Origin of the sequence: Roseovarius sp. 10, assembly GCF_033100315.1 — a bacterium.
GTDB lineage: Bacteria > Pseudomonadota > Alphaproteobacteria > Rhodobacterales > Rhodobacteraceae > M30B80.
Genome location: NZ_JAWLVH010000003.1, coordinates 234,790 through 254,554, shown reverse-complemented (window position 1 = coordinate 254,554; position 19,765 = coordinate 234,790). Strand labels below are relative to the sequence as shown.

The following is a 19,765-nucleotide window of genomic DNA, read 5'->3' as shown; positions in this document are numbered from 1 at the left end:
GACAAAACATAGGCCGTTTTGCCCCGTTGCACAGCGCGGCGGGCTAGCGCAGGCGCAAGGGCAGATCGAAATTATATCGTGCGGCGCTAATCCCATCTGGGGCGGGTGGATATGGGCTTGCCTCTGCCACAAAAGCCAAGAGGGCTGTGTCCAAATCAGCTTGGCCCGTGCCCGCTAGAATTCGAACATCATGAAGGCGGCCATCGGCATCAATCACAAGCCGCAAGGTTGCCGCGCCGCGCCCGCGTGGGCGGCTAGGGCTGCGTTCTAATTGACGTAAAATTCCGCTGCCCCAATGGGACATCAAGCGCATGATCACATCCTGATCTTCGCTGTTTGTGGCGGCGGTTGTGGTGGTTGGCGCGGCCTCGGCCCCACCGCTTGCGCGTGTTGCAGGGCGCGGTGCGGGGGCGGTGGGCGTTGGCGCGTTTGGAACCTCAGGTTCCAGCGCGGGTGCCGCCTCTTGCAGTTGCGGTGCCAATTCAGGACGGCGTTCGGTTAGGTTTGGCGGTGCAAGCGGTGCAATTTCTGGGCGCATGGGCGCAAGTGGGGCAGCCATCGGTGGAACGTCTGGTATGACTTGGCTGTGTTCGGGCGGCCGTGACCATTGATCAACAAGGGCCGCCAAATCTTGCGGGGCCGCGGAAAGCGACAGTTGCGCATGCCCGTGATCGCCTGCTGCTTCATCCCCGACCATGTTTTGCGGCGCCCCTGCGCCAATCCAAGTGGCAGCACCCAGATGCAGCCCAAGCGATAGGGTAAGAAACCCAAATATTTGCGCGCCAAGTCGGATCATGGGGCACCCCCTGCGCGGGTGATGAGGTCGACACGCCCCACACCAATCGCGGAAAAATCCGCCAAAGCGCGCGCCAGATCTTGGGCGGGTAAGGTGGCATCCAGCGCAAGTTTCAGGGTAAATTCAGTCTCTGCATCCCGTAACAGAGCCGATTGAAGTTCCGCCAACACTGCCTCGCGGCCCTGTTCGGCACCGTAGTGCCACAAACCATCCGCCGCGATATACAGCACCGCATCACGCGCGGGATCTGACGCTTCGGCTAAGGGTGACACGGGCAGGGTCAGTTCCACAGGCGGCTTAGCGCGTAAGGTTGCGCTGGTGAGAAAGAAGATCAAAAGCAAAAAGACGACATTGATCATCGGCACCATATCAAGATCGGCCAAGTGTCGTCTGCTGCGGCTTTGTGGGGGGATAAGTCTCATTCAATCACCGCAAGATTGTCTAAACCGCCCGCCCGCAACGCGGCCATCAAGGATAACAACTGTTGAACTGTTGCACCCGCCTCAGGACGCAGAATGATTTTTTGTGCGGCTTCTGATCCATCTTCTTGGATCAGGTTGTGCAATGCGGGGATGAGATCAGCGGCATCTATGACCTGCCCATTGAGCATTAGATGATCGGCCCCGAGTGTAACCAAACGCGGTGGGCCTTCATAAATCACGGTGGTGCTTGCGTTGGGCGTGGCGGGACGCATAGATACGGTGCTGTCGCGGCCCATTTGTGCGGCGAGCATGAAAAAAATCAACAACAGGAACACCACATCAATCATCGGCGCAAGGCTAGCCTTGCGTCTGCCGATGCGGGGTTGGTGAAAGTCTAACCTCATGCCGCGGGGCCTTTGATTGCAAAAATACGCGTGGCTATATCTTCAAAGCTGTGGCGCATTTTGTCATGGATGGTGTCGAACCATGTCAGGCACATCGCAACTGGGATCGCCACGGCCATGCCTGCGGCGGTGGTTAAAAGGGCGGCCCAAATCCCCCCTGCAAGCGTGGCAGGGTCGGCATTCCCGCCCTCAAGCTGAAGGGCTTGGAACGCGTCAATCATGCCCAAAACCGTGCCCAACAGGCCCAATAGTGGCGCAATCGTCACAACCAGTTCCAAGGCACGCAACCCTGCGCTGATCTCTTGAAGCCGCGCGCGGGCGATGCGGGCAATTTCTTCCTTTCGGCTGCTTTCATCCCAGTCGGCGCTTTCGCGCAGGCGGATCGCATCACGGGCAAATTCTGCGCGCATCCCGCTGCGCGCCGCAAGCACGGCGCTGACATCCTCACCTGCGCACCACCGCGAGATTGCCGCATCGGTGTTTTGCCCTGAGCGAAGCGCGCCAAGGCGCAAAAGCTGACTGATCTTCCACAGGATGACCGCAAGGCTGATCACAGAAAGCGCTGCAATCAACATAAGGATTGGGCCGCCTTTGAGAAGTAATTCGATCATGCCGTTGCCTCTTCGCTGAGATAGGTGTCGCAGGCTGTCCGCACAGCATCATAAACCACGCGTCCCAATGCGTGACCGATTTCTGTGTGCAGTCCTGCATAGGCGTGGTGCCGATCTTCGCCTTGGACGCAGGCCAAGGTCAGGCAATCCGTGCCTGTTCCTGTGGCAATGACGGGCGCGCCGCTGACCATGACCTCATAGCGCGCCTCCATGACGGCGGCTGTGCGCGCCTCGGCCATGATGGTCAGTGCTTCAATCATCGCGGTTTCGCTTAGGCACTGATTGAGACGGGCAGCAATGTTGATCGTGCCATACTCTTCAGGGCGGGCAAGGCGGCGGTGGCCGATGCGTTCGGCATTTGAAAGGCCAAGGGTCACCAATGCCTCTACTTTTGTCTGACCAACCACTGCCGTGTCAAAATGGTGAAAGCGGATATCACGCGAAGTTAGCATCGCAATTGCCTGATCCGCGTGGTCAAGTCTCTCATTAACTTGGCCCTCCAACCACGAGATCACATCAAAATCGGGCGGCAAATCGGCATTGCGCACCTCGCGCCACGCAATCTGTTGGGCAGAGACGAAACCGCCCCGATAGGGGGCAAAGCTGAGACAGGCATGCGGTTTGCCGAGATCCCAAATCAGCCATGGATGAGTCAGGGTCGCGGTCATTCGACAACCTCCAAGGCTTGGAAGATCAGGCCCTGTTCTGATTGGGTGATATGCGCGGTGATGCCGAAAACGCTGCGAAGATGATCTTCGGTCAACACATCCTCGGGCGGGCCTTCGGCAATTTTTTGGCCGCGATCCATGAGAATCAATCGATCACAAAACCGCGCCGCAAGGCCCAGATCATGCAGCGAGACCAGCGCGGCCTTGCCGCTTTGCGTCAGGCTTTGCAGATGCGCCAGCGTGGCAATCTGGTGACGCGGATCAAGCCCTGCAACGGGTTCATCGGCCATGATCAGCGGGCAGTTTTGTGCAAGTGCCCGCGCCATAAGCACGCGTGCCTGCTCACCGCCTGACAGCGCCGTGGCAGGGCGGGTGGCAAACCCCGTCAAATCCATTGCGGCCAAGGCGTCAGAGACTGCGGCGTGATCTTCGGCCCGTGGGGATTGCCCCGCGCCTAAATGTGGAACGCGGCCCAGCATGACCAAGGTTTCCACTGATACAGGCCATGCAATTTCGCGGGTTTGCGGCAGCCATGCGACAGCACGGGCGCGCGCATTGGCGGGCAATGCGCTCAGCGATGAGTGGCCTTGATGGGGCAAAAGTCCAAGCGCGCCACGCATCAAGGTGGTCTTTCCTGCGCCATTGGGGCCAATCAGGCCAACCAAATCGCCTGCCCGCAATTCAGTGCTGACCTGATCCACAACGGGACATTCCCCGCGATGGACAGTGAAATCCTGCAAGCTGAGACATGATGTGGTCATAGCTCGGCCCGCCTTGTGCGATAGATCAAATGCAGGAAAACGGGTGCGCCGATGATGGCCATGACCACACCCAATTTTAGGTCACGATCAGGTAAGATGATGCGCGCGGCGATATCGGCGGCCAAGACAAGTGCCGCGCCGCCAAGCGCGGATGCGGGCAAAAGCCGTGAGGGGCGTGCGCCCACAAATGGCCTAAGGATATGCGGGACAACAAGACCAACAAATCCAATCGCCCCAACCACGGATGTCGCCGCCCCTGTGCAGGCTGCGACCCCCAAGACCAAAACCCACCGCAAGCGGGTCAGGTTGATGCCCAAAGATGCGGCCGCATCTTCGCCCAAGATCAGCGCATCTAACCCGCGTGACGCGGACAAGATTAATATCCACCCCAACACCATAAAGGGCAGGGCAATGGTGATATGAGAAAAGCTGCGATCTGCCAATGATCCCAACATCCAAAAGACGATTTCAGACGTTGCAAAAGGGTTTGGCGACAGGTTCAACACAAGTGACGTCAGGGCCGCAGCTAACGCGCTGATTGCGATCCCCGCAAGGATAAGGGTAAGTGACCCACCCCGTGGTCCCGCCAAAAGCAGCAGCAGCACCACGGCAACGCCTGCCCCGAACAGGCCAAAAAACGGCAAAGCAAACATCACCTGTGCGGCCAGACCCGTTTGCAAAGTGACCACTGCCCCCAATGCGGCCGAAGAGGATACACCAATCAATCCAGGTTCGGCCAAGGGATTGCGCAGATAGCCCTGCAAGGCCGCCCCTGATAGCCCCAAACTTATCCCAACCATGATCGCAAGTAAGGCGCGCGGCAGGCGGATTTCTTGCATCACAAGGCTGACAGCATCGCCTGTGCCGTCGAAGAGTGCGGCAAGGCTATCGGCAATAGAAAACCCAGCGGGGCCGATCAAGAGCGAGGCTAAAGTCAAAAGCCCCACCATCAGGCCAAGACCTGTGAAAAGCAGTTTTTGCGACACCCCGCTCATCCCTCCATCCTCGCGCGAAGGGCGCGCAAATCTTGGATCGCGCGCAGGACGACAGGGGTGCCACAGACCCAATCCGCATTGGATTGCGTGCGCATCGCGCCAAGATGGGCGAGGGCGGGATGTGACATGACCTCTTCGGAACGGGAGTTGCCTGAATAAAGCTCGGCATGGATGATCAGATCGGGCTGCGCCAATGTTAACAATTCCAGATCAAGCCGCCCTGATCGGCTGCGCCCCATTTCTTCGGCAATGTGACGAAACCCTGCAATCGTGATGATTTCATGGCTGAGCGTGCCTGTGCCAAGGCTATAGCTGTTGGGGTAGTAAAACGCTGCACGCGGGCCAGTCGGGGCCGCGCGCAATCGTGCCAAATCTGCCTCGAATGCATCTGCCAACTCGCCCGCGCGGGCAGTTTGGTGAAGAATTTCCCCCATCTCGCGAATGCGGTCGCTGACCTGATCAAGATTGGAGACAATATCAATCTGCGCTGTGGCAATGCCAAGGCGGCGCAGCATATCCAAGACCACAGGATCGGAATATCGCCCCGCCACAACCAGATCAGGGCGCATGAGGAAGATTTCCTCTGCCTGCCCGTGGTTGATGGGATAGGCCCGCGCCGCCTCTGCCATAGGTGACATATTGGGATCGGTCGCAATATCGGACACCGAGATCAACTGCCCCTCATCGGCAAGCATCATGGCCAGTTGATCGGTACAAAGGTTCATAGACACCACACGCAAAGGTGCGGTTTGGGCATCGGCGGCACTGGTAACCATCAGCGCCGCCATGCAAAGCGATATGAGCCTAAAACGTGCCACGAACCCCGATATAAAATGCGCGGTCGGAAGCACCGTAACCGCGGGTGGTTTGGTATTGCTCATCTGTTAGGTTATCAATGCGCATGAACAGATCAGCACCATTGGCCAAGGTATAGGTCAGGTTAGCGTTGAGAACTGTGTAGTCTTCAAGCGGTGTTGTCGTATCAAGGCGATCAGAGACTGATTGCAGCGACAGGCCCGCAGTGGTTCGTTGCCCCAAGGGCGTGGACGCGCTCAACGATACATCATGGCGCGGCACGCGGGCGAGCCTTGCGCCATCTGCCGCGCGGGCATCTGTGGATGTATAATTCAGATCAATTTCTGCATCATTCAGGAAGATGTAAGAGAGGCCCAACTGATACCCATCGGTGCGACTTGTTCCAGGCACTTGGTTATAACCTGTGGTATATTGGATCAAATCCGTAATGCGGGTCTGAAACAGCCCTGCTTCAAAGGTTACTCTGCCCATCACGTGTTCAAATCCGATTTCAGCGGATTGACTGGTTTCTGGCTGCAAGGCGGCGTTCGCGCCAAATGGCCCATATAGCTCGTTTAATGAAGGTGCGCGGAATCCCGTGCTAAGGGAGGCGCGCAGAAGGCTTGATGGGCCCGCTTGCCATGCAATCGCAACGCGACCAGTGGTTTTTGACCCATAGTCGGAATTGTCGGTCAACCGCGCAGAGATTGAGATATCAAGGTCTGTCAGGGGTGAGGTGAGCCATTCTGTAAAAACAGAATTGCTTTCGTAATCGGCGTGGATGGGGCTTGTATTATCGGTAGAAAAATACCGCTCCGTCATGGCCTCCGCGCCAAAGCTGATCGTGTCACCATTGTCTAGCGATTGCACCCCCAAATAGGTTAGCTTCTCGCGCTGCCCCTCAAACAAGAAGCGCCGTCCAGCGGGCGCAGAGGGATCAGTGCGGGTTGTGCGCGAGGCTTCAATTCCAAATTCATGGGTGCTGCTGCCAAAATCAGCGAGCGCAAAAAGACGCGCTGCGAGCAGTTCATACTCGCTGAAACGTGCAGCGTCCCCACCAACACCGCCCGATGCGTCAAATTCAAAATTGGCATTCTGCGCCAAAACACTGGCGCCAAATGTTAGAGTATCTGTCGCCTGATACTCGCCGCGCAGGCTCAAGTCGATCGATTCAAATCCATCCGCCTCCGCGTTGCCTGCGTTCTCATCTGCGGCTGAATAGCCTTCTGTATTTGTATTGCTCAGGCTCACGGCTAAGAACCCGCGCTCAAATCGGGTTCCATAAGTCAAACCTGTGCGCATTGTTTCGAAGCTGCCCACCTCAAGATTGTAACCAATTTCGCTGCCAATTTCGTCAGGCGCATCGACTGTCGTGATGTTAACCGCGCCGCCAATGGCCCCAGAACCAAGAATTGCAGACTGTGATCCGTAGAGAACCTCAGCCGAGGCGATGCCGGAAGAGGTCAACTTTCCAAAGTCAAATTGCGTCTGCGTTGAGGACGGATCTGTCACGTCAATTCCATTGATCCGGACAGGGATATATTTGCTGTCCAAACCACGAATGCGGAGGGTTGCGCTGGTTCCGATGGGGCCTGATTGCGTTACGTTGACACCGGCCAGCGTTTCGAGAAATTCAGAGAATTGCAGACGACCTCCATTGGCCAAGTCGCGCGCGGTTAAGCGACTCACTCTAACCCCCGTCCGATCCCGCGCGACATCGGTGAGGCTTGCGGAAAAGACCAGTTCATCAAGGGTGAATACATTTTGTGCGGCCAAGGGTGTGGCGGCGAGACCTGCGCACAGCGCGGCGAGGCTCAGAGTGGAAGAGGGGCGCATTTTTGCTCTCCAATTACGAATGGGTGGCAAGGCACATGCCTTGCGCAAAAGTGAATGGTCATTGGAGGGTTGGCCCTTCCGCAGACGGCGATTTGTGCCACCACTACGGAATTGTCCGTTGCCCGCTGCGCCCACCGCGCTTGGACAGGGTGATCACCTCGGCAGGTCTCCTGACTCGCGGGTCGTTGTTTGATCGGGCCTTCCCGTGGCCCATCTGGGGCCGCAGTGGCATATGCCAATCGCACTCGCCGCTTACAGTTGCGGGGGCAGTCGCGGATTTACACCGCGTTCCCTTTTCACCCAATGTTGTCACCAACACTGAGACCGAAGCGAGATCGGTGTAACCTTTGGGGCCCTGCAACTCAAGGGTGAAAGCGACTGTCTGCCTCGGGAAAGCGGCGGCAAACTGTCTTAGGCTTAGGCGGTGGCTGCGCGCCGTTTTGGGCCGAACACGGCGGTAAGCGCCAAGATCAATCCCGAAACTGCCGCAATCATACCTGCGGCGCTGACGGAGTTCTCGAGGCCGATCCAAAGCGGGCCATATCCCGCCAAAACATATCCCAAACTTGCCGAGAGCGTGGCAAAACCCACGCTCCACATAATTTGACTGCGCAAACGATCCGTCATCAAACGTGCGGCGGCGGCGGGGCATATGAACATTGCGATCACGATGATAGAGCCCACGGCATCAAAGGCCGTGACGGCGGCCAAAGCCGCGACCATCACAAGGCCAAGACTAATGGCGCGCACGGGTAAGCCAAGGCTTTCGGCATAGCCTTCATCAAAGGTTGATAGGGTCAAAGGCCGCCAAAAGATGATTAAAAGCACCACAATCAGCACCAAAGTCAGGGCCAGACGGGGCAGTTCTGGTGGCAGGCCAGCAAGCGCCACAGGATCAAGCAGCGAGGCCCATCCCCGCGCCTCAAGCCAGATCAGGCTTTCAAGGTTTCCCATCAGAGCGTGTTCGACATCCAAATGAACCGAAGACGCGCTGCTTTGCTCGAGAAGTAAAACACCAAGCGCAAATAAGGTGGTGAAGACCACACCCATGATTGCGCCCACCTCAATGCGCGAGACACGTTTGATCACATCAATCATCACGACTGCGAAAAGGGCCGCAGCACCTGCACCCAAAAGCATCGCCCAAGCGTCTAGGGCTTGTGTCACCAAAAAGGCCAGCACGATCCCTGGCAGAACCACATGGCTGATGGCATCGCCAATCAAGGCCTGCTTGCGCAGCACCAAAAAATTTCCAGGCAGGGCGCAGGCGATTGCCGCCAAAATGCCGATGAGAATCGGCGGAAGCGAAAGGGGCACGAATTCAGCGCCGCTCATGACGCGTCCTCCAATCTTGTGTCGATATGGGCTAACTCATCGCGGGTGAAGGCGCGGGATAGGTCGCTCAACCCGTCATGGCGCGACAGAAATTCGGCATAATCGGGTTTGCTGCGCAAATAGGCCAGACGCGCCTCATCGCGCTGTGCTGCTATGGCTGCAGACTGGCCGCGTTCGGTCATCACCCCATCGGCACGCACATAACCTTCGCGCTGTAGAAGCTTGCGGGTATAGGGCTCCAGTATGCGATAGCCTTGGGCCAAGGCAAGCAAGCCCTGTCTGCGATGCACGCGGCGTTGAAATTTGCGGTGCCGCATCGCGGAGGCCAAGACCCCGCGTGCGGGCGCAACCAAAAGCGAAATGAGAAAAAATCCGGCTGCCACCAAAACGATAATGGCGCCAGTGGGCAAATCGGGGGCAAGGCTTGAAAGGCCTGCGCCAATCAGGCCCGATGCCCCGCCAATTGCGCCCGCAATGGGCCAGATATAGGCGGCGCGGTTGCTCCAGAGACGCGCGGTGACAGGGGGGATGATCAGCAAGGCAACGATCAAAATCAGACCCACGATTTTCAACCCCGCAACGGTTACGGCTAAAACCAATGCCATGGCCGCCGCATCAATCAGGGGCACGTTCAATCCCAACGCGCGGGCAAAGTTTTCATCGAACGCCGTGAGGGTCATCGCCCGATGCAGAACAAGACCCACCATGAAAACCAACGCTGCCCCGATTGCAATCATTTCAGCATCTTCACGCAGCATTGCAGCGGTTGAGCCGAGTAAAAGTTGGTCTAAGCCTGCTTGGCGGCCCGCGCTCATGTTTTGGATCAGGGTCAACATGACGACCCCCAACCCAAAGAAGCTCGACAAGACCGCCCCAATTGCGGCGTCCTCGGATAATCTTGTTCGGGATTTCAGGAAATTAACTGCCAATAGGCCAAGTGCCGCGCTGATCGCAGAGCCAAGCAATAAGCCCTCTAATGCGCGCCCAGTGCCGCCTAAGGCGACCATCACCATAAACCCCCCGCAGAGGCCAGGTAGGGTGGCGTGGCTGATCGCGTCCGATAGCAAGGCGCGTTTGCGCAGAAACATAAATGTTCCTGTCACCCCTGCGGCAACGCCCAAAACGCCTGCGCCAAACATGACCAAAGCGACATTATAGGTCAGTGTGAAGGCCATGATACCCATGTCTAATAGTGACCCGCTTCCCGCAATCGATCGATTTGCGCTGTCGCCAATCGCCCGCCATAGGCCTCTTGCAAATGTGCGGTGGTAAAGGCTTGGGCCACAGGCCCTTCTGCAATGAGGCGTGTGTTGATCATCGCGACATGGTCAAAATATGCGGTTACAGTTGAAAGATCATGATGCACCGCAACAACCGTTTTTCCCTCATCTTTCAGCTTTTTGAGAACGGCAATGATGGCCGCTTCGGTCGCTGCATCTACGCCTGCAAAAGGCTCGTCCAAAAGGTAAAGATCAGCATTCTGGGCCAAGGCGCGGGCCAGAAAGACCCGCTGTTGCTGTCCACCTGACAACTGGCCGATTTGACGATGGGCAAAGTCCTGCATCCCGACCCGTGCCAAAGCATCCTCGGCTATGGCCTGATCGTCACGGCTGATACGGCGCAGAAGCCCTATTTTCCCATAGAGGCCCATCAAGACCACATCGCGCACACTCGCAGGAAAATCCCAATCGACACTGGCGCGCTGTGGCACATAGGCAATGCGGTGGCGTTCAGAGGCCAGAGCGCGTCCGAAAATCGATACTTGCCCCGAGAGACGCGGAACGACCCCCAGCGCCGCTTTAAGTAAGGTCGATTTGCCCGCGCCATTTGGCCCGATGATGGCCGTCATTGAGCGGGGCGCCACCGTAAGATCGACCGAGAAAAGCGCGGGCTTTTCCCCATAGCTGACGCTGAGGCCGCGTATGGCCAGCGGGCTTTGCGGATCGAGGGGTTGGTCGTTCTGATGAAGCCGTAACATGGCCAATTCCTTGCCGCTAAGGGGTTAACGCGCCATTCATCCCACCTTCAGGGGCTGTGCCCCCAAGGGCGCGGGTGATGGTGGTGATGTTATGATCCAACATCCCGATATAGGTGCCTTCATAGCTGCCTTCTGGCCCCATCGCGTCTGAAAAAAGCTCGCCCCCGATGGCGACCGCGTGACCTTGGGCAGCCGCACCTTCTTGGAGGGCGCGAATATTGCGGTCAGATACAGAGCTTTCAACAAAGATGGCCCCAATTTGGCGCGCCACCAGCGTGTCGACCAAGGTTGAGATTTGCAAAAGCCCTGCTTCTGATGCGGTCGAGATGCCTTGGATGCCCAAAACCTCGAAATCAAAAGCGCGGCCAAAATAGCCAAAGGCATCATGGGCTGTGACCAGAACCCGTGCTGCTTCGGGAACGCTTGAGAGGCTGCTTTGGGCATAGGCGGCTAGGCGATCAATTTCGGCCAAATGCTGTGCGGCATTCGCTTCGAAAATGGCAGCGCCTTCGGGATATGACGCACTCAATGCATTGCGCACGGCTAAAACAACTGTGCGCCATAGGGTCGGATCCATCCAGACATGGGGGTCAAATCGATCCTCATACTCTGGATGACTGCGCAATCTGTCTTGTGGGATAGCCTCTGCCACCGCGACAACAGTGCGGGATTGCCCAAGATCAAGCAGGAGCGGCTCAAGTTGCGCCTCAAGATAAAGCCCATTCCATAGGATTAGATCCGCATTCATTAATGCCAGAATATCCGAACGGGTTTGCCGAAAAGAATGCGGATCAACGCCCGCACCCATGAGGGTCTTTAATTCGATCAAATCCCCCCCGATCTGACTGGCGGCATCTGCGATCATCCCTGTGGTAGCGACCACTTTGATGGGTGCAGATTGCGCAAGGGCGGGTGCGGCCAGAACGGGCAGCAGCATCACTGTCAAAATGCGTAGGAAACGCATGAAAGCTTCTCCAATATCGAAAGACATAGGCCCTTGCGGGCCATCATTGCCGCCACAAAGATGATATTGATAATCATTCGCAAAAAGTCAAGAAGTTGCGAATGACTCGCAACTAGTGCTTGCCCTTGCCAATTTCTTATCCTGTGCAAAAGTGAGGCGAATTCACGCAGACGAGGCGGCCATGGTTAAGATTACAGATTTCGATGATGCCTATCAAAACGGGGCCTATATCCCCGATGCAGATGGGTTCATCACACGTTGGACAGAAGCCGCAGCCAGTTTTCGCGCGACCCATCCGCCGGTCACGCATCACTATGGGACAGGCCCGCGCCAGTATTTTGATCTATTCATGCCTGATGGCGCGCCCAAAGGTCTGACTATTTTTATTCACGGTGGCTATTGGCGGCGGTTCTCGCCGCGCGAATTTAGCCATTTGGCCCGCGCCCTGCGAGACGCGGGGCAAGCCGTGGCCCTGCCGTCATACACACTCGCACCCGAGGCGCGGATTGCTCAAATCACCGATGAAATGATGCGCGCTGTTTGCCATGCGGCGGGTTTGGTGGAAGGGCCAATCCGAATCACGGGCCATTCGGCAGGCGGGCATTTAGCCACTCGCATGATGTGCGAAGGCGTTTTGCCTGACGCGGTCGCCTCTCGCGTGGTTCAGGTGATGTCAATCTCGGGCGTGCATGATTTACGGCCTTTGCTGAACACAGAAATCAACCAAGACCTGCGTTTGACCTTAGAGGAAGCCATGCGGGAAAGCCCCGCATTGTTGCTGCCGCGAAAGACCGCGCGATTCGTTGCCGCCGTGGGGGGCGATGAGCGGCCCGAATTCATCCGTCAAAATGATCTTTTGGCGAATATTTGGTATGGCGCTGGTGTTGAAATTGAAGCGATGCATCTAGCGGGCTTGCATCACTTCGATGTGATCGAGGAATTGGAGCGGCCAGACGGGCGGCTGTTGCAGCAAATCTTGGCTGATTAGCCGCGCGCGTAAAGATCAGAGACGACTGTGCGCAATTGGGCGCGTTCATCTGGGCCGAGGCGGTCTAGAAGATCGGTTTCCGCTTCTAGAGCGGCGGCTTGAAGGCGGCGGATTTCCTCATTCCCTTTTTCGGACAGGCGCACCACCAAACGGCGGCGATCCACTGCATCGGTCGAAACATTGATCATATCGAGATCTTCGAGGCGGCGCTGTGCGCGGCTGACCCGTGCGGCATCCATCGCGGTCAAAATGCACAGATCATGCGAGGAACAGGGTTGATTCTCAGGCAAAGCCATCATGATGCGCCATTCTGGAACCTGTAAATCTGCATCCCGCATCAGGTTCTGAAACAGGGCGCTTGCGATGACAGCCATTTGAAAAGGCACAAAATCCTTGAGGCTGAACTGGCGTGTTTGTGAGAAATCTTCCACTTTGCACCCAAGGCGTGAATAAGCATTTACCACTCATCTTTAGCGCGAAATACCCCGTTGGCGCAAGGAAAACCTGTAAATTAAATCTGACATATGATTGTCACAATTTAAAGACATTGGGTTACTTGTTTATTTTTGCGCTGCGCATCTCCGCCTTTGGCCGTTTGAGCCAGTCATCAACTGCGACTCTTTTGATTTATTTTCCGACTTGCGCGCCGTGCAACATAGGTATAGCAGCGCAGATGGGACACCCCTCCCCAACGAGGGGCATATATCTGTGAGGGTATCACATCATGGCTTTGACCACTCCGGCAACGCGGCCGGCTAATCCGCGTTTTTCGTCTGGCCCCTGCGCCAAACCCCCCGTCTGGACATTGGATAAACTGGCTGACGCCCCTTTGGGTCGGTCGCACCGCGCTGCGATTGGCAAGGCAAAGCTTGCTGCCGCGATTGACCAGACTCGTGAAATTCTGGGCGTGCCTGCTGACTATCGCATTGGCATCGTGCCCGCTTCTGACACAGGCGCGGTTGAGATGGCCATGTGGTCGCTCTTGGGTGCGCGCCCCTGCACAATGGTCGCTTGGGAAAGCTTCGGTGCAGGTTGGGTCAGTGATGTTGTCAAACAACTGAAACTCGATGCGACTGTTCTGAACGCCGATTATGGCCAGATCGTTGACATGGGCGCGGTCGATTATGACACGGATGTTGTGTTCACATGGAACGGCACGACCTCGGGTGTAAAGATGCCCAATGGCGACATGATCCCTGCCAATCGCGCAGGCTTGACCATTTGCGATGCAACCTCGGCGGCCTTTGCGCAGGATTTGCCATGGGACAAGCTCGATGTCACCACCTTCTCTTGGCAGAAGGTCATGGGCGGTGAGGCTGCCCATGGCATGTTGATCCTCAGCCCGCGCGCGGTTGAGCGGCTTGAAAGCTACACACCTGCATGGCCGTTGCCCAAGATTTTCCGCATGACAAAAGGCGGCAAATTGATTGAGGGCATCTTTAAGGGGGAAACGATCAACACCCCGTCCATGCTCGCCGTTGAAGATTATTTGGTCGCGCTTGATTGGGCCAAATCCATCGGTGGATTGCCTGCCTTGATGGCACGGGCCAACGCGAACGCGCAGGCGATTTTCGATTTCTGCGCGTCTCGCGATTGGATTGACAATCTGGCCGAAGATCCCGCGACACGCTCGAACACCAGCGTTTGCCTGAAATTCACGGATCCGCGCATTACGGATGGCGCAGCCTTCGCCAAGGCGGTTGCAAAACGTCTCGAAGGCGAAGGTATCGCGCTCGATATCGGGGCCTACCGAGACGCACCTGCGGGTCTGCGTATTTGGTGCGGTGCCACGGTGGAAACCGCCGATATCGAAGCCATGCTGCCATGGCTTGATTGGGCGTTTGAAACCGAAATCGCGGCGCTTTCTGCTGCGGCTTAAACCCCTTTTTCTGGCCGCAATGCGGGTGTGATCCCTGCGGCCAGACCCTTTCCCATTTCGAACATATGAGGCCCTATCATGGCTCCTAAAGTATTGATTTCCGATAAACTCTCGGATGCAGCCGTTCAGATTTTCAAAGATCGCGGCATTGATGTGACCTTTGACCCAAGCATTGGCAAAGACAAAGACAAGCTGCTTGAGGTCATCGGCCAATATGATGGTTTGGCAATTCGTTCTGCGACCAAAGTTACGGAAAAGATCATCGCGGCTGCCGATAACCTAAAGGTCATTGGCCGCGCAGGGATCGGCGTAGATAATGTGGATATCCCCGAAGCCTCGAAAAAAGGCATCATCGTGATGAATACGCCGTTCGGCAACTCCATCACCACCGCAGAGCATGCGGTTGCGATGATGTTTGCCGTTGCGCGCCAAATCCCCGAGGCCAACGCCTCGACCCATGCGGGCAAATGGGAGAAATCCCGCTTTATGGGGGTTGAGCTGACAGGCAAAACCTTGGGCGTTATTGGCGCGGGCAATATTGGGGCGATCGTCTGCTCACGTGCGCTTGGCCTCAAGATGAAGGTTGTGGCTTATGACCCGTTCCTCTCTGAAGAACGCGCCACGCAAATCGGTGTCACCAAGGTAGAACTGGACGAGCTGTTGGCGCGCGCTGATTTCATCACGCTGCATGTGCCCTTCACTGAAAAGACGGCAAATATCCTATCGGCTGAAAATTTGGCCAAAACCAAGAAAGGGGTGCGCATCATCAACTGCGCCCGCGGTGGTTTGGTGGATGAGGCTGCTTTGGCTGAATTGATTAAATCAGGCCATGTGGCAGGCGCCGCCTTTGACGTTTTCAAAGAAGAACCTGCAACCGAGAACCCATTGTTCAATCTTGAAAACGTGGTCGTGACCCCGCATTTGGGCGCTGCCACGACCGAGGCACAGGAAAATGTGGCGCTGCAAGTGGCCGAACAAATGGCGGATTACCTGCTGACAGGTGCCGTAACCAACGCGCTGAACATGCCCTCTGTGACAGCGGAAGAAGCGCGTGTCATGGGGCCATGGTTGAAGTTGGCCGAGCATTTGGGCAGTTTTGTCGGTCAGTTGACCGAAGACGCGATTGAGACAATCGAGATCACCTATAATGGCGTTGTCAAAGATATGAACCTCAAGGCGCTGAATTGTGGCGCGATTGCAGGTGTCATGAAGGCGACCAACCCTGACGTGAATATGGTGTCCGCACCGATTATCGCCAAAGAGCGCGGGATTGAATTGTCGACTGTCACACAGGATAAATCAGGTGTGTTTGATGGCTATATTCGCCTCAATGTGAAATCAGCCTCGAAAGAGCGGTCTATTGCAGGCACGGTGTTCTCGGATGGCAAGCCACGCTTCATTCAGATCAAAGGCATCAACATTGATGCCGAGATCGGTGAACACATGCTCTATACCACCAATGAGGACGTTCCAGGCATCATCGGCACATTGGGCCGCACGATGGCTGAGATGAACGTCAACATCGCTAATTTTACCTTGGGCCGTGCCTCAAAAGGGCATCAGGCGATTGCGATGCTGTATCTGGACGAACAACCCCCCGTTGCTGCGGTTGACGCACTCAAAGCGACTGGGTTGTTCCAGCAGGTGCGCCCGCTTCGCTTTAGCGCCCATTAATCTACGCCAGATATTTAGGAATTCCTGACCCGCCTCCCCTTATGGGGGGCGGGCTTTTTAACATTCTGTTCACTCTGATTTGCGAGATTGGCCTAGAGATCCATGAGGGCAAAGCGGTGACGATCTACGGATTCGGGATGGATAAAAGCCTGACGCAGGAACGGCGCTTGCGCCTTCAGGCGGAACGGTTGCTTGCCCAACGATCAGAGGAACTTTACGCGGCGCATCGCAAACTGGCCCAGCACGCCGACCATTTAAGCCATCAGGTCATCGCACAACGCGCGCGGGAACAGCAGCTTGAGGGGCGGGCTGAACGGGTGGAGGCCAAGTTGGAACTTGTCACATCCAAAGCTGAGATAGCCGAACGCCGCCTTTGGGATTCACTGCGCGCAATCACCGATGGCTTTGCGGTGTTTGATAGCGATTGGCGCATGGTCGCGGCAAATCCCGCATTTTTAGGCGCCTTTGATGGCGTGGTTGATGTGGGGCCAGGCGCCGAATATGCGGCCGTTTTGAAGGTGGCCGCTGATGAGGGTCTGGTAGATCTTGAGGGGGTGCCCCCCAGTGATTGGGTCGCCAAGATGCTTGATCGGTGGTGTCAGCCCATTATCCCTGACCAAGTTCTGCGGCTTTGGAACGGGGCCTATATCCGACTTGTTGATCGACATACGCCCGAGGGTGACATCGTGACCTTGGCGCTGAACATCACCCAAACCATGCGCCGCGAGGCCAGCTTGCGAGAGGCGCGGGATCGTGCCGAGGCGGCAAATCGGGCAAAATCGGCATTTCTGGCAAATATGAGCCACGAGTTTCGCACGCCCATGAATGGCGTAATGGGCATGACGGAGTTGTTGCGCGATACGGCACTAGACAGCGAGCAAACCCACTTCGTGGATACTATCCGAAGTTCCGCACAAGCGCTTTTGGCGGTGATTAACGATGTTCTGGATTATTCAAAAATCGAGGCGCATCGCCTTGAGATTCACAATTCAGATTTTGATCTGATCGCGCTGGTCGAGGATGTGATCAAGCTTTTGCAGGCGTCTTGTGTAGAACGCGATTTAAAGCTTTTAACTGAGATTGAGTCAGATTTTCCTAAGCTGATTCATGGGGATCCCGCCCGAATTCGCCAGATTTTGATCAATCTGGTGGGAAATGCGGTGAAGTTTACCGAAGCGGGCCATGTCCGTGTTGGCCTGTCTTGGGTCGCTGAGGGTGACGAAAACACGCCTGCGCTCACCCTATGGGTCGAGGATACGGGCATCGGTATTGCCGAGGATATGTTGGATCATATCTTTGGCGAATTTAATCAGGTTGAGGATCAAAATAATCGCCGTTTTGAGGGGACAGGCCTTGGTCTGGCGATCACACGCAGCTTGGTAACGCTGATGGGTGGGGATGTTTCGGTGACGTCAACCCTCGGTCACGGCAGCCGATTTACCGTCACCTTGCCGCTTTCCGCTGCACAGGTTGTGGTTGATGCACCGCCGATTGCCCCGATTGAGCAGGCCCCCGACCAAACCCCCGCGCTGCCCTATATTCTGGCCGCTGAGGACAATGCGACCAACCAGATGCTTTTTCGCAAACTGATCGACCCATTGGGGGTTGATTTGGTTTTGGTCGCCACGGGTGCCGCGTTGGTCGCGCAGTATGAGGCGCGCCGCCCTGATATGATTTTCACCGATGTTTCTATGCCGCAGATGGATGGGATAGAGGCCACAACCCATATCCGTGCCTTGGAAAAATCCGAAGGTCTGCCGCCCGTGCCGATTGTCGCCATGACAGCCCATGTCATGGAGGATGACCGCGCTAAGATGAGCGCGGCAGGCGTAAACCATCACATTCCCAAACCATTAAGCCGCGCTGATCTGCGCGAAGCGATGGAGATCTTTCTGCCAAAAGAGGCGGCACAAGGCTTAGGATAATCGCCAATCTCGCACGCTTGCGACAGGGCGAATAAAACCTGTTTCAACATCACGGCGATTGGTGATTGGCCCATAGGTTAAGCGTTTTGCAACGGGGCTGGCTGCATCCAACACACCCGCCCCGATCAGCAATTGCGTGATTACGGCTTCTGAGGCGCGGGTGCCGCCATCTTCGATTTTCAGGGCAATGCCGATTTTCTTTTCGGGAATGATTGCCACAAAAACGGCCTCGGCCCCTGTTTTCACCGCAACGCGGCCCCCCATCGCCGCCATCAGGTCGGTGCAGGCGCGCCCTTCACCCGCAACCAAAATGGGGTGGGTGGCCATAGCGCGATGCAGTTTTGCCATTGCCGCCTCGCGGGTCGCGCCATCAGGGTTTGCACCTGCATAACGCGCCATCGCCCGACCAAGCCCCAAAAGGGAGCAGGCAAAATTTGGTGCAGAGCAGCCATCAATCCCATAGCCTGCACTGGTTTCGCCTGTCACATCTTCAAAGGCTTCAAGAACCGCTTTTTGCACGGGATGATCAGCTTCAATATATTCGCTGCCGCCGCCCAAATGTTTGTTCAGCGTCAAGAATCCTGAATGTTTGCCCGAGCAATTATTATGCCCCTGATCTGGTGCACAGTCGCATTTGATCAAATCCTCTCGCGCGGCGCGATCATCGGGCATTTGTGGGCCACAGCGCAAATCTGCCTCTTGAAGGCCCAAATGATCCAACCATGCTGCGACCATATCCGTATGCACCTTTGCCCCATTATGGGAGGCACAAGGCAAAGCCAGCTGCGCTTGGCTCAGACCAAAGTGATCCGCCGCACCGCTTTCAATGAGAGGTAAGGCTTGGATCATCTTGCTGCTTGAGCGGGGTAAAATAATTTTGGACGGATCGCCCCACGCCCCCAAAATTGTCCCTGCATGATCCACCACAACAGCATGGCCGCGATGTTGGCTTTCGGCAAAAGGGCCGCGATGCAATTCAACGAGAATTTCCGCCGTATCATCTGGCTGGGGCATGAGCGCTTCCTTTTGATCAAGATTTTGGAGTTTCACGCGCGAAGGGCTTTCGCGGGATCGTGATTTCAGGTTATTCTGCGTCCGAGTAATGGTAAAGGCGCAATAGAAGGGATGATGGCGACATACATCTCGCGCTTGAGGCAGTAACAAGCAGATCAGGAGGCGTATCGGCAATGGCTGGTCGTAGAATAGCAGTTTTGGTGGCAGCAGCATTGGCTTTCACGCCCGCAGCCATCGCACAAGAGACATCGGATAACCGCGTTAACGCGCAAACGGATTGGAGTGTCTTTGTCCAATCTGACCCTGCCGTGTGTTGGGTTGTGAGTGCGCCGCGCGAAACCGTCAATACGCGTGACGGAAACCCAGTTTCGGTGAACCGCGGCGAAATTTTGCTGTTTGTCAGTTTCTGGCCGAATCAAGATCGCCGGTTTGAGGTATCCTTTACTGGTGGCTATCCTTTTGCCGAAAATTCCACTGTTGAGATGGAAATTGGCGATGCGTCCTATTCGCTGTTTACCCAAGGTGAGATGGCATGGGCCGCGTCCCCGCAGGATGATCAATCCATTGTAACCGCGATGAAGCGCGGCGCAGAAGCGGTTTTGACCGCTCGCTCTAGCCGCGGCACGCAGACAGAGGATACATTCTCGCTCCTGGGCTTTACCGCTGCGGTTGAGGATGCGGAAACACGCTGCCAAGGCAATTAAGCCAAACATGTTCTTT

20 protein-coding genes and 1 riboswitch are annotated in these 19,765 nt (G+C 56.2%); of the genes, 5 read left to right on the top strand and 15 right to left on the bottom strand.

Annotated features, from left to right (window positions below; all coding sequences use genetic code 11):
* Positions 1 to 43: 43 nt before the first annotated feature.
* From RYZ18_RS11700 to RYZ18_RS11640, 13 genes are all read right to left on the bottom strand, one after another.
* A complete protein-coding gene (locus RYZ18_RS11700) occupies positions 44 to 796 on the bottom strand; it encodes a TonB family protein (protein ID WP_317657029.1) in 753 nt (250 codons plus the stop codon).
* A complete protein-coding gene (locus RYZ18_RS11695) occupies positions 793 to 1,218 on the bottom strand; it encodes an ExbD/TolR family protein (protein WP_317657028.1) in 426 nt (141 codons plus the stop codon). The genes RYZ18_RS11700 and RYZ18_RS11695 overlap by 4 nt, the downstream gene beginning before the upstream one ends.
* Positions 1,215 to 1,622: an ExbD/TolR family protein gene (locus RYZ18_RS11690; RefSeq protein WP_317657026.1), complete on the bottom strand. Its 408-nt coding sequence runs from the start codon at positions 1,620 to 1,622 to the stop codon at positions 1,215 to 1,217. Before RYZ18_RS11690 ends, RYZ18_RS11695 begins: the two co-directional genes overlap by 4 nt.
* Positions 1,619 to 2,233 (bottom strand): MotA/TolQ/ExbB proton channel family protein, encoded by a 615-nt coding sequence (locus tag RYZ18_RS11685; protein WP_317657025.1) that lies wholly within the window; start codon positions 2,231 to 2,233, stop codon positions 1,619 to 1,621. Before RYZ18_RS11685 ends, RYZ18_RS11690 begins: the two co-directional genes overlap by 4 nt.
* Entirely contained in the window at positions 2,230 to 2,901 is a 672-nt protein-coding gene (locus RYZ18_RS11680) for an adenosylcobinamide amidohydrolase (protein WP_317657024.1), read from the bottom strand. Before RYZ18_RS11680 ends, RYZ18_RS11685 begins: the two co-directional genes overlap by 4 nt.
* Positions 2,898 to 3,662 (bottom strand): ABC transporter ATP-binding protein, encoded by a 765-nt coding sequence (locus tag RYZ18_RS11675; RefSeq protein WP_317657023.1) that lies wholly within the window; start codon positions 3,660 to 3,662, stop codon positions 2,898 to 2,900. The genes RYZ18_RS11680 and RYZ18_RS11675 overlap by 4 nt, the downstream gene beginning before the upstream one ends.
* A complete protein-coding gene (locus RYZ18_RS11670) occupies positions 3,659 to 4,648 on the bottom strand; it encodes a FecCD family ABC transporter permease (RefSeq protein ID WP_411567123.1) in 990 nt (329 codons plus the stop codon). The genes RYZ18_RS11675 and RYZ18_RS11670 overlap by 4 nt, the downstream gene beginning before the upstream one ends.
* Positions 4,649 to 4,653: 5 nt before the next feature.
* Positions 4,654 to 5,433 (bottom strand): ABC transporter substrate-binding protein, encoded by a 780-nt coding sequence (locus RYZ18_RS11665; RefSeq protein ID WP_317657020.1) that lies wholly within the window; start codon positions 5,431 to 5,433, stop codon positions 4,654 to 4,656.
* A gap of 28 nt (positions 5,434 to 5,461) precedes the next feature.
* Positions 5,462 to 7,288, bottom strand: coding sequence for a TonB-dependent receptor plug domain-containing protein (locus RYZ18_RS11660; protein WP_317657018.1), 1,827 nt, complete (start codon positions 7,286 to 7,288; stop codon positions 5,462 to 5,464).
* Between the two features lie 142 nt (positions 7,289 to 7,430).
* A riboswitch (cobalamin riboswitch) is annotated at positions 7,431 to 7,632 on the bottom strand.
* A gap of 73 nt (positions 7,633 to 7,705) precedes the next feature.
* Positions 7,706 to 8,623 (bottom strand): metal ABC transporter permease, encoded by a 918-nt coding sequence (locus RYZ18_RS11655; protein WP_317657016.1) that lies wholly within the window; start codon positions 8,621 to 8,623, stop codon positions 7,706 to 7,708.
* The gene (locus RYZ18_RS11650) at positions 8,620 to 9,798 is read right to left on the bottom strand and encodes a metal ABC transporter permease (protein WP_411567116.1); all 1,179 of its coding nucleotides are present in this window, start codon (positions 9,796 to 9,798) and stop codon (positions 8,620 to 8,622) included. The genes RYZ18_RS11655 and RYZ18_RS11650 overlap by 4 nt, the downstream gene beginning before the upstream one ends.
* Before the next feature lie 11 nt (positions 9,799 to 9,809).
* Positions 9,810 to 10,601, bottom strand: coding sequence for a metal ABC transporter ATP-binding protein (locus RYZ18_RS11645; protein WP_317657014.1), 792 nt, complete (start codon positions 10,599 to 10,601; stop codon positions 9,810 to 9,812).
* 16 nt (positions 10,602 to 10,617) lie between these two features.
* The gene (locus RYZ18_RS11640; protein ID WP_411567115.1) at positions 10,618 to 11,565 is read right to left on the bottom strand and encodes a metal ABC transporter solute-binding protein, Zn/Mn family; all 948 of its coding nucleotides are present in this window, start codon (positions 11,563 to 11,565) and stop codon (positions 10,618 to 10,620) included.
* A gap of 181 nt (positions 11,566 to 11,746) precedes the next feature.
* Between RYZ18_RS11640 and RYZ18_RS11635 the strand changes: the two genes are divergently transcribed.
* Positions 11,747 to 12,553 (top strand): alpha/beta hydrolase, encoded by an 807-nt coding sequence (locus tag RYZ18_RS11635; protein WP_317657012.1) that lies wholly within the window; start codon positions 11,747 to 11,749, stop codon positions 12,551 to 12,553.
* Here RYZ18_RS11635 and RYZ18_RS11630 read toward each other — a convergent pair.
* Positions 12,550 to 12,984 (bottom strand): MarR family winged helix-turn-helix transcriptional regulator, encoded by a 435-nt coding sequence (locus RYZ18_RS11630; RefSeq protein WP_317657010.1) that lies wholly within the window; start codon positions 12,982 to 12,984, stop codon positions 12,550 to 12,552. The genes RYZ18_RS11635 and RYZ18_RS11630 overlap by 4 nt on opposite strands.
* Positions 12,985 to 13,277: 293 nt before the next feature.
* Between RYZ18_RS11630 and RYZ18_RS11625 the strand changes: the two genes are divergently transcribed.
* The 3 genes from RYZ18_RS11625 to RYZ18_RS11615 all read left to right on the top strand — a co-directional run bounded on the left by RYZ18_RS11625 (position 13,278) and on the right by RYZ18_RS11615 (position 18,031).
* Positions 13,278 to 14,432: a phosphoserine transaminase gene (locus RYZ18_RS11625; protein ID WP_317657008.1), complete on the top strand. Its 1,155-nt coding sequence runs from the start codon at positions 13,278 to 13,280 to the stop codon at positions 14,430 to 14,432.
* 78 nt (positions 14,433 to 14,510) lie between these two features.
* Positions 14,511 to 16,106, top strand: a complete 1,596-nt coding sequence (gene serA, locus RYZ18_RS11620) for a phosphoglycerate dehydrogenase (protein WP_317657006.1) — start codon at positions 14,511 to 14,513, stop codon at positions 16,104 to 16,106.
* Between the two features lie 137 nt (positions 16,107 to 16,243).
* A complete protein-coding gene (locus tag RYZ18_RS11615; protein ID WP_317657004.1) occupies positions 16,244 to 18,031 on the top strand; it encodes an ATP-binding protein in 1,788 nt (595 codons plus the stop codon).
* Here RYZ18_RS11615 and RYZ18_RS11610 read toward each other — a convergent pair.
* Complete coding sequence (locus RYZ18_RS11610) at positions 18,023 to 19,045, bottom strand: asparaginase (RefSeq protein ID WP_317657002.1); 1,023 nt, start codon at positions 19,043 to 19,045, stop codon at positions 18,023 to 18,025. The genes RYZ18_RS11615 and RYZ18_RS11610 overlap by 9 nt on opposite strands.
* Positions 19,046 to 19,218: 173 nt before the next feature.
* On the opposite strand from RYZ18_RS11610, the gene RYZ18_RS11605 reads away from it, so the two are divergent.
* Positions 19,219 to 19,749, top strand: coding sequence for an invasion associated locus B family protein (locus RYZ18_RS11605; protein ID WP_317657000.1), 531 nt, complete (start codon positions 19,219 to 19,221; stop codon positions 19,747 to 19,749).
* Positions 19,750 to 19,765: the final 16 nt, after the last annotated feature.

Bases quoted from the DNA above. Each gene is read 5' to 3' on its own strand.
- RYZ18_RS11700 (WP_317657029.1), bottom strand. From the start codon at position 796: ATGATCCGACTTGGCGCGCAAATATTTGGGTTTCTTACCCTATCGCTT.
- RYZ18_RS11695 (WP_317657028.1), bottom strand. From the start codon at position 1,218: ATGAGACTTATCCCCCCACAAAGCCGCAGCAGACGACACTTGGCCGAT.
- RYZ18_RS11690 (WP_317657026.1), bottom strand. From the start codon at position 1,622: ATGAGGTTAGACTTTCACCAACCCCGCATCGGCAGACGCAAGGCTAGC.
- RYZ18_RS11685 (WP_317657025.1), bottom strand. From the start codon at position 2,233: ATGATCGAATTACTTCTCAAAGGCGGCCCAATCCTTATGTTGATTGCA.
- RYZ18_RS11680 (WP_317657024.1), bottom strand. From the start codon at position 2,901: ATGACCGCGACCCTGACTCATCCATGGCTGATTTGGGATCTCGGCAAA.
- RYZ18_RS11675 (WP_317657023.1), bottom strand. From the start codon at position 3,662: ATGACCACATCATGTCTCAGCTTGCAGGATTTCACTGTCCATCGCGGG.
- RYZ18_RS11665 (WP_317657020.1), bottom strand. From the start codon at position 5,433: ATGGTTACCAGTGCCGCCGATGCCCAAACCGCACCTTTGCGTGTGGTG.
- RYZ18_RS11660 (WP_317657018.1), bottom strand. From the start codon at position 7,288: ATGCGCCCCTCTTCCACTCTGAGCCTCGCCGCGCTGTGCGCAGGTCTC.
- RYZ18_RS11655 (WP_317657016.1), bottom strand. From the start codon at position 8,623: ATGAGCGGCGCTGAATTCGTGCCCCTTTCGCTTCCGCCGATTCTCATC.
- RYZ18_RS11650 (WP_411567116.1), bottom strand. From the start codon at position 9,798: ATGGCCTTCACACTGACCTATAATGTCGCTTTGGTCATGTTTGGCGCA.
- RYZ18_RS11645 (WP_317657014.1), bottom strand. From the start codon at position 10,601: ATGTTACGGCTTCATCAGAACGACCAACCCCTCGATCCGCAAAGCCCG.
- RYZ18_RS11640 (WP_411567115.1), bottom strand. From the start codon at position 11,565: ATGCGTTTCCTACGCATTTTGACAGTGATGCTGCTGCCCGTTCTGGCC.
- RYZ18_RS11635 (WP_317657012.1), top strand. From the start codon at position 11,747: ATGGTTAAGATTACAGATTTCGATGATGCCTATCAAAACGGGGCCTAT.
- RYZ18_RS11625 (WP_317657008.1), top strand. From the start codon at position 13,278: ATGGCTTTGACCACTCCGGCAACGCGGCCGGCTAATCCGCGTTTTTCG.
- serA (WP_317657006.1), top strand. From the start codon at position 14,511: ATGGCTCCTAAAGTATTGATTTCCGATAAACTCTCGGATGCAGCCGTT.
- RYZ18_RS11615 (WP_317657004.1), top strand. From the start codon at position 16,244: ATGGATAAAAGCCTGACGCAGGAACGGCGCTTGCGCCTTCAGGCGGAA.
- RYZ18_RS11610 (WP_317657002.1), bottom strand. From the start codon at position 19,045: ATGCCCCAGCCAGATGATACGGCGGAAATTCTCGTTGAATTGCATCGC.
- RYZ18_RS11605 (WP_317657000.1), top strand. From the start codon at position 19,219: ATGGCTGGTCGTAGAATAGCAGTTTTGGTGGCAGCAGCATTGGCTTTC.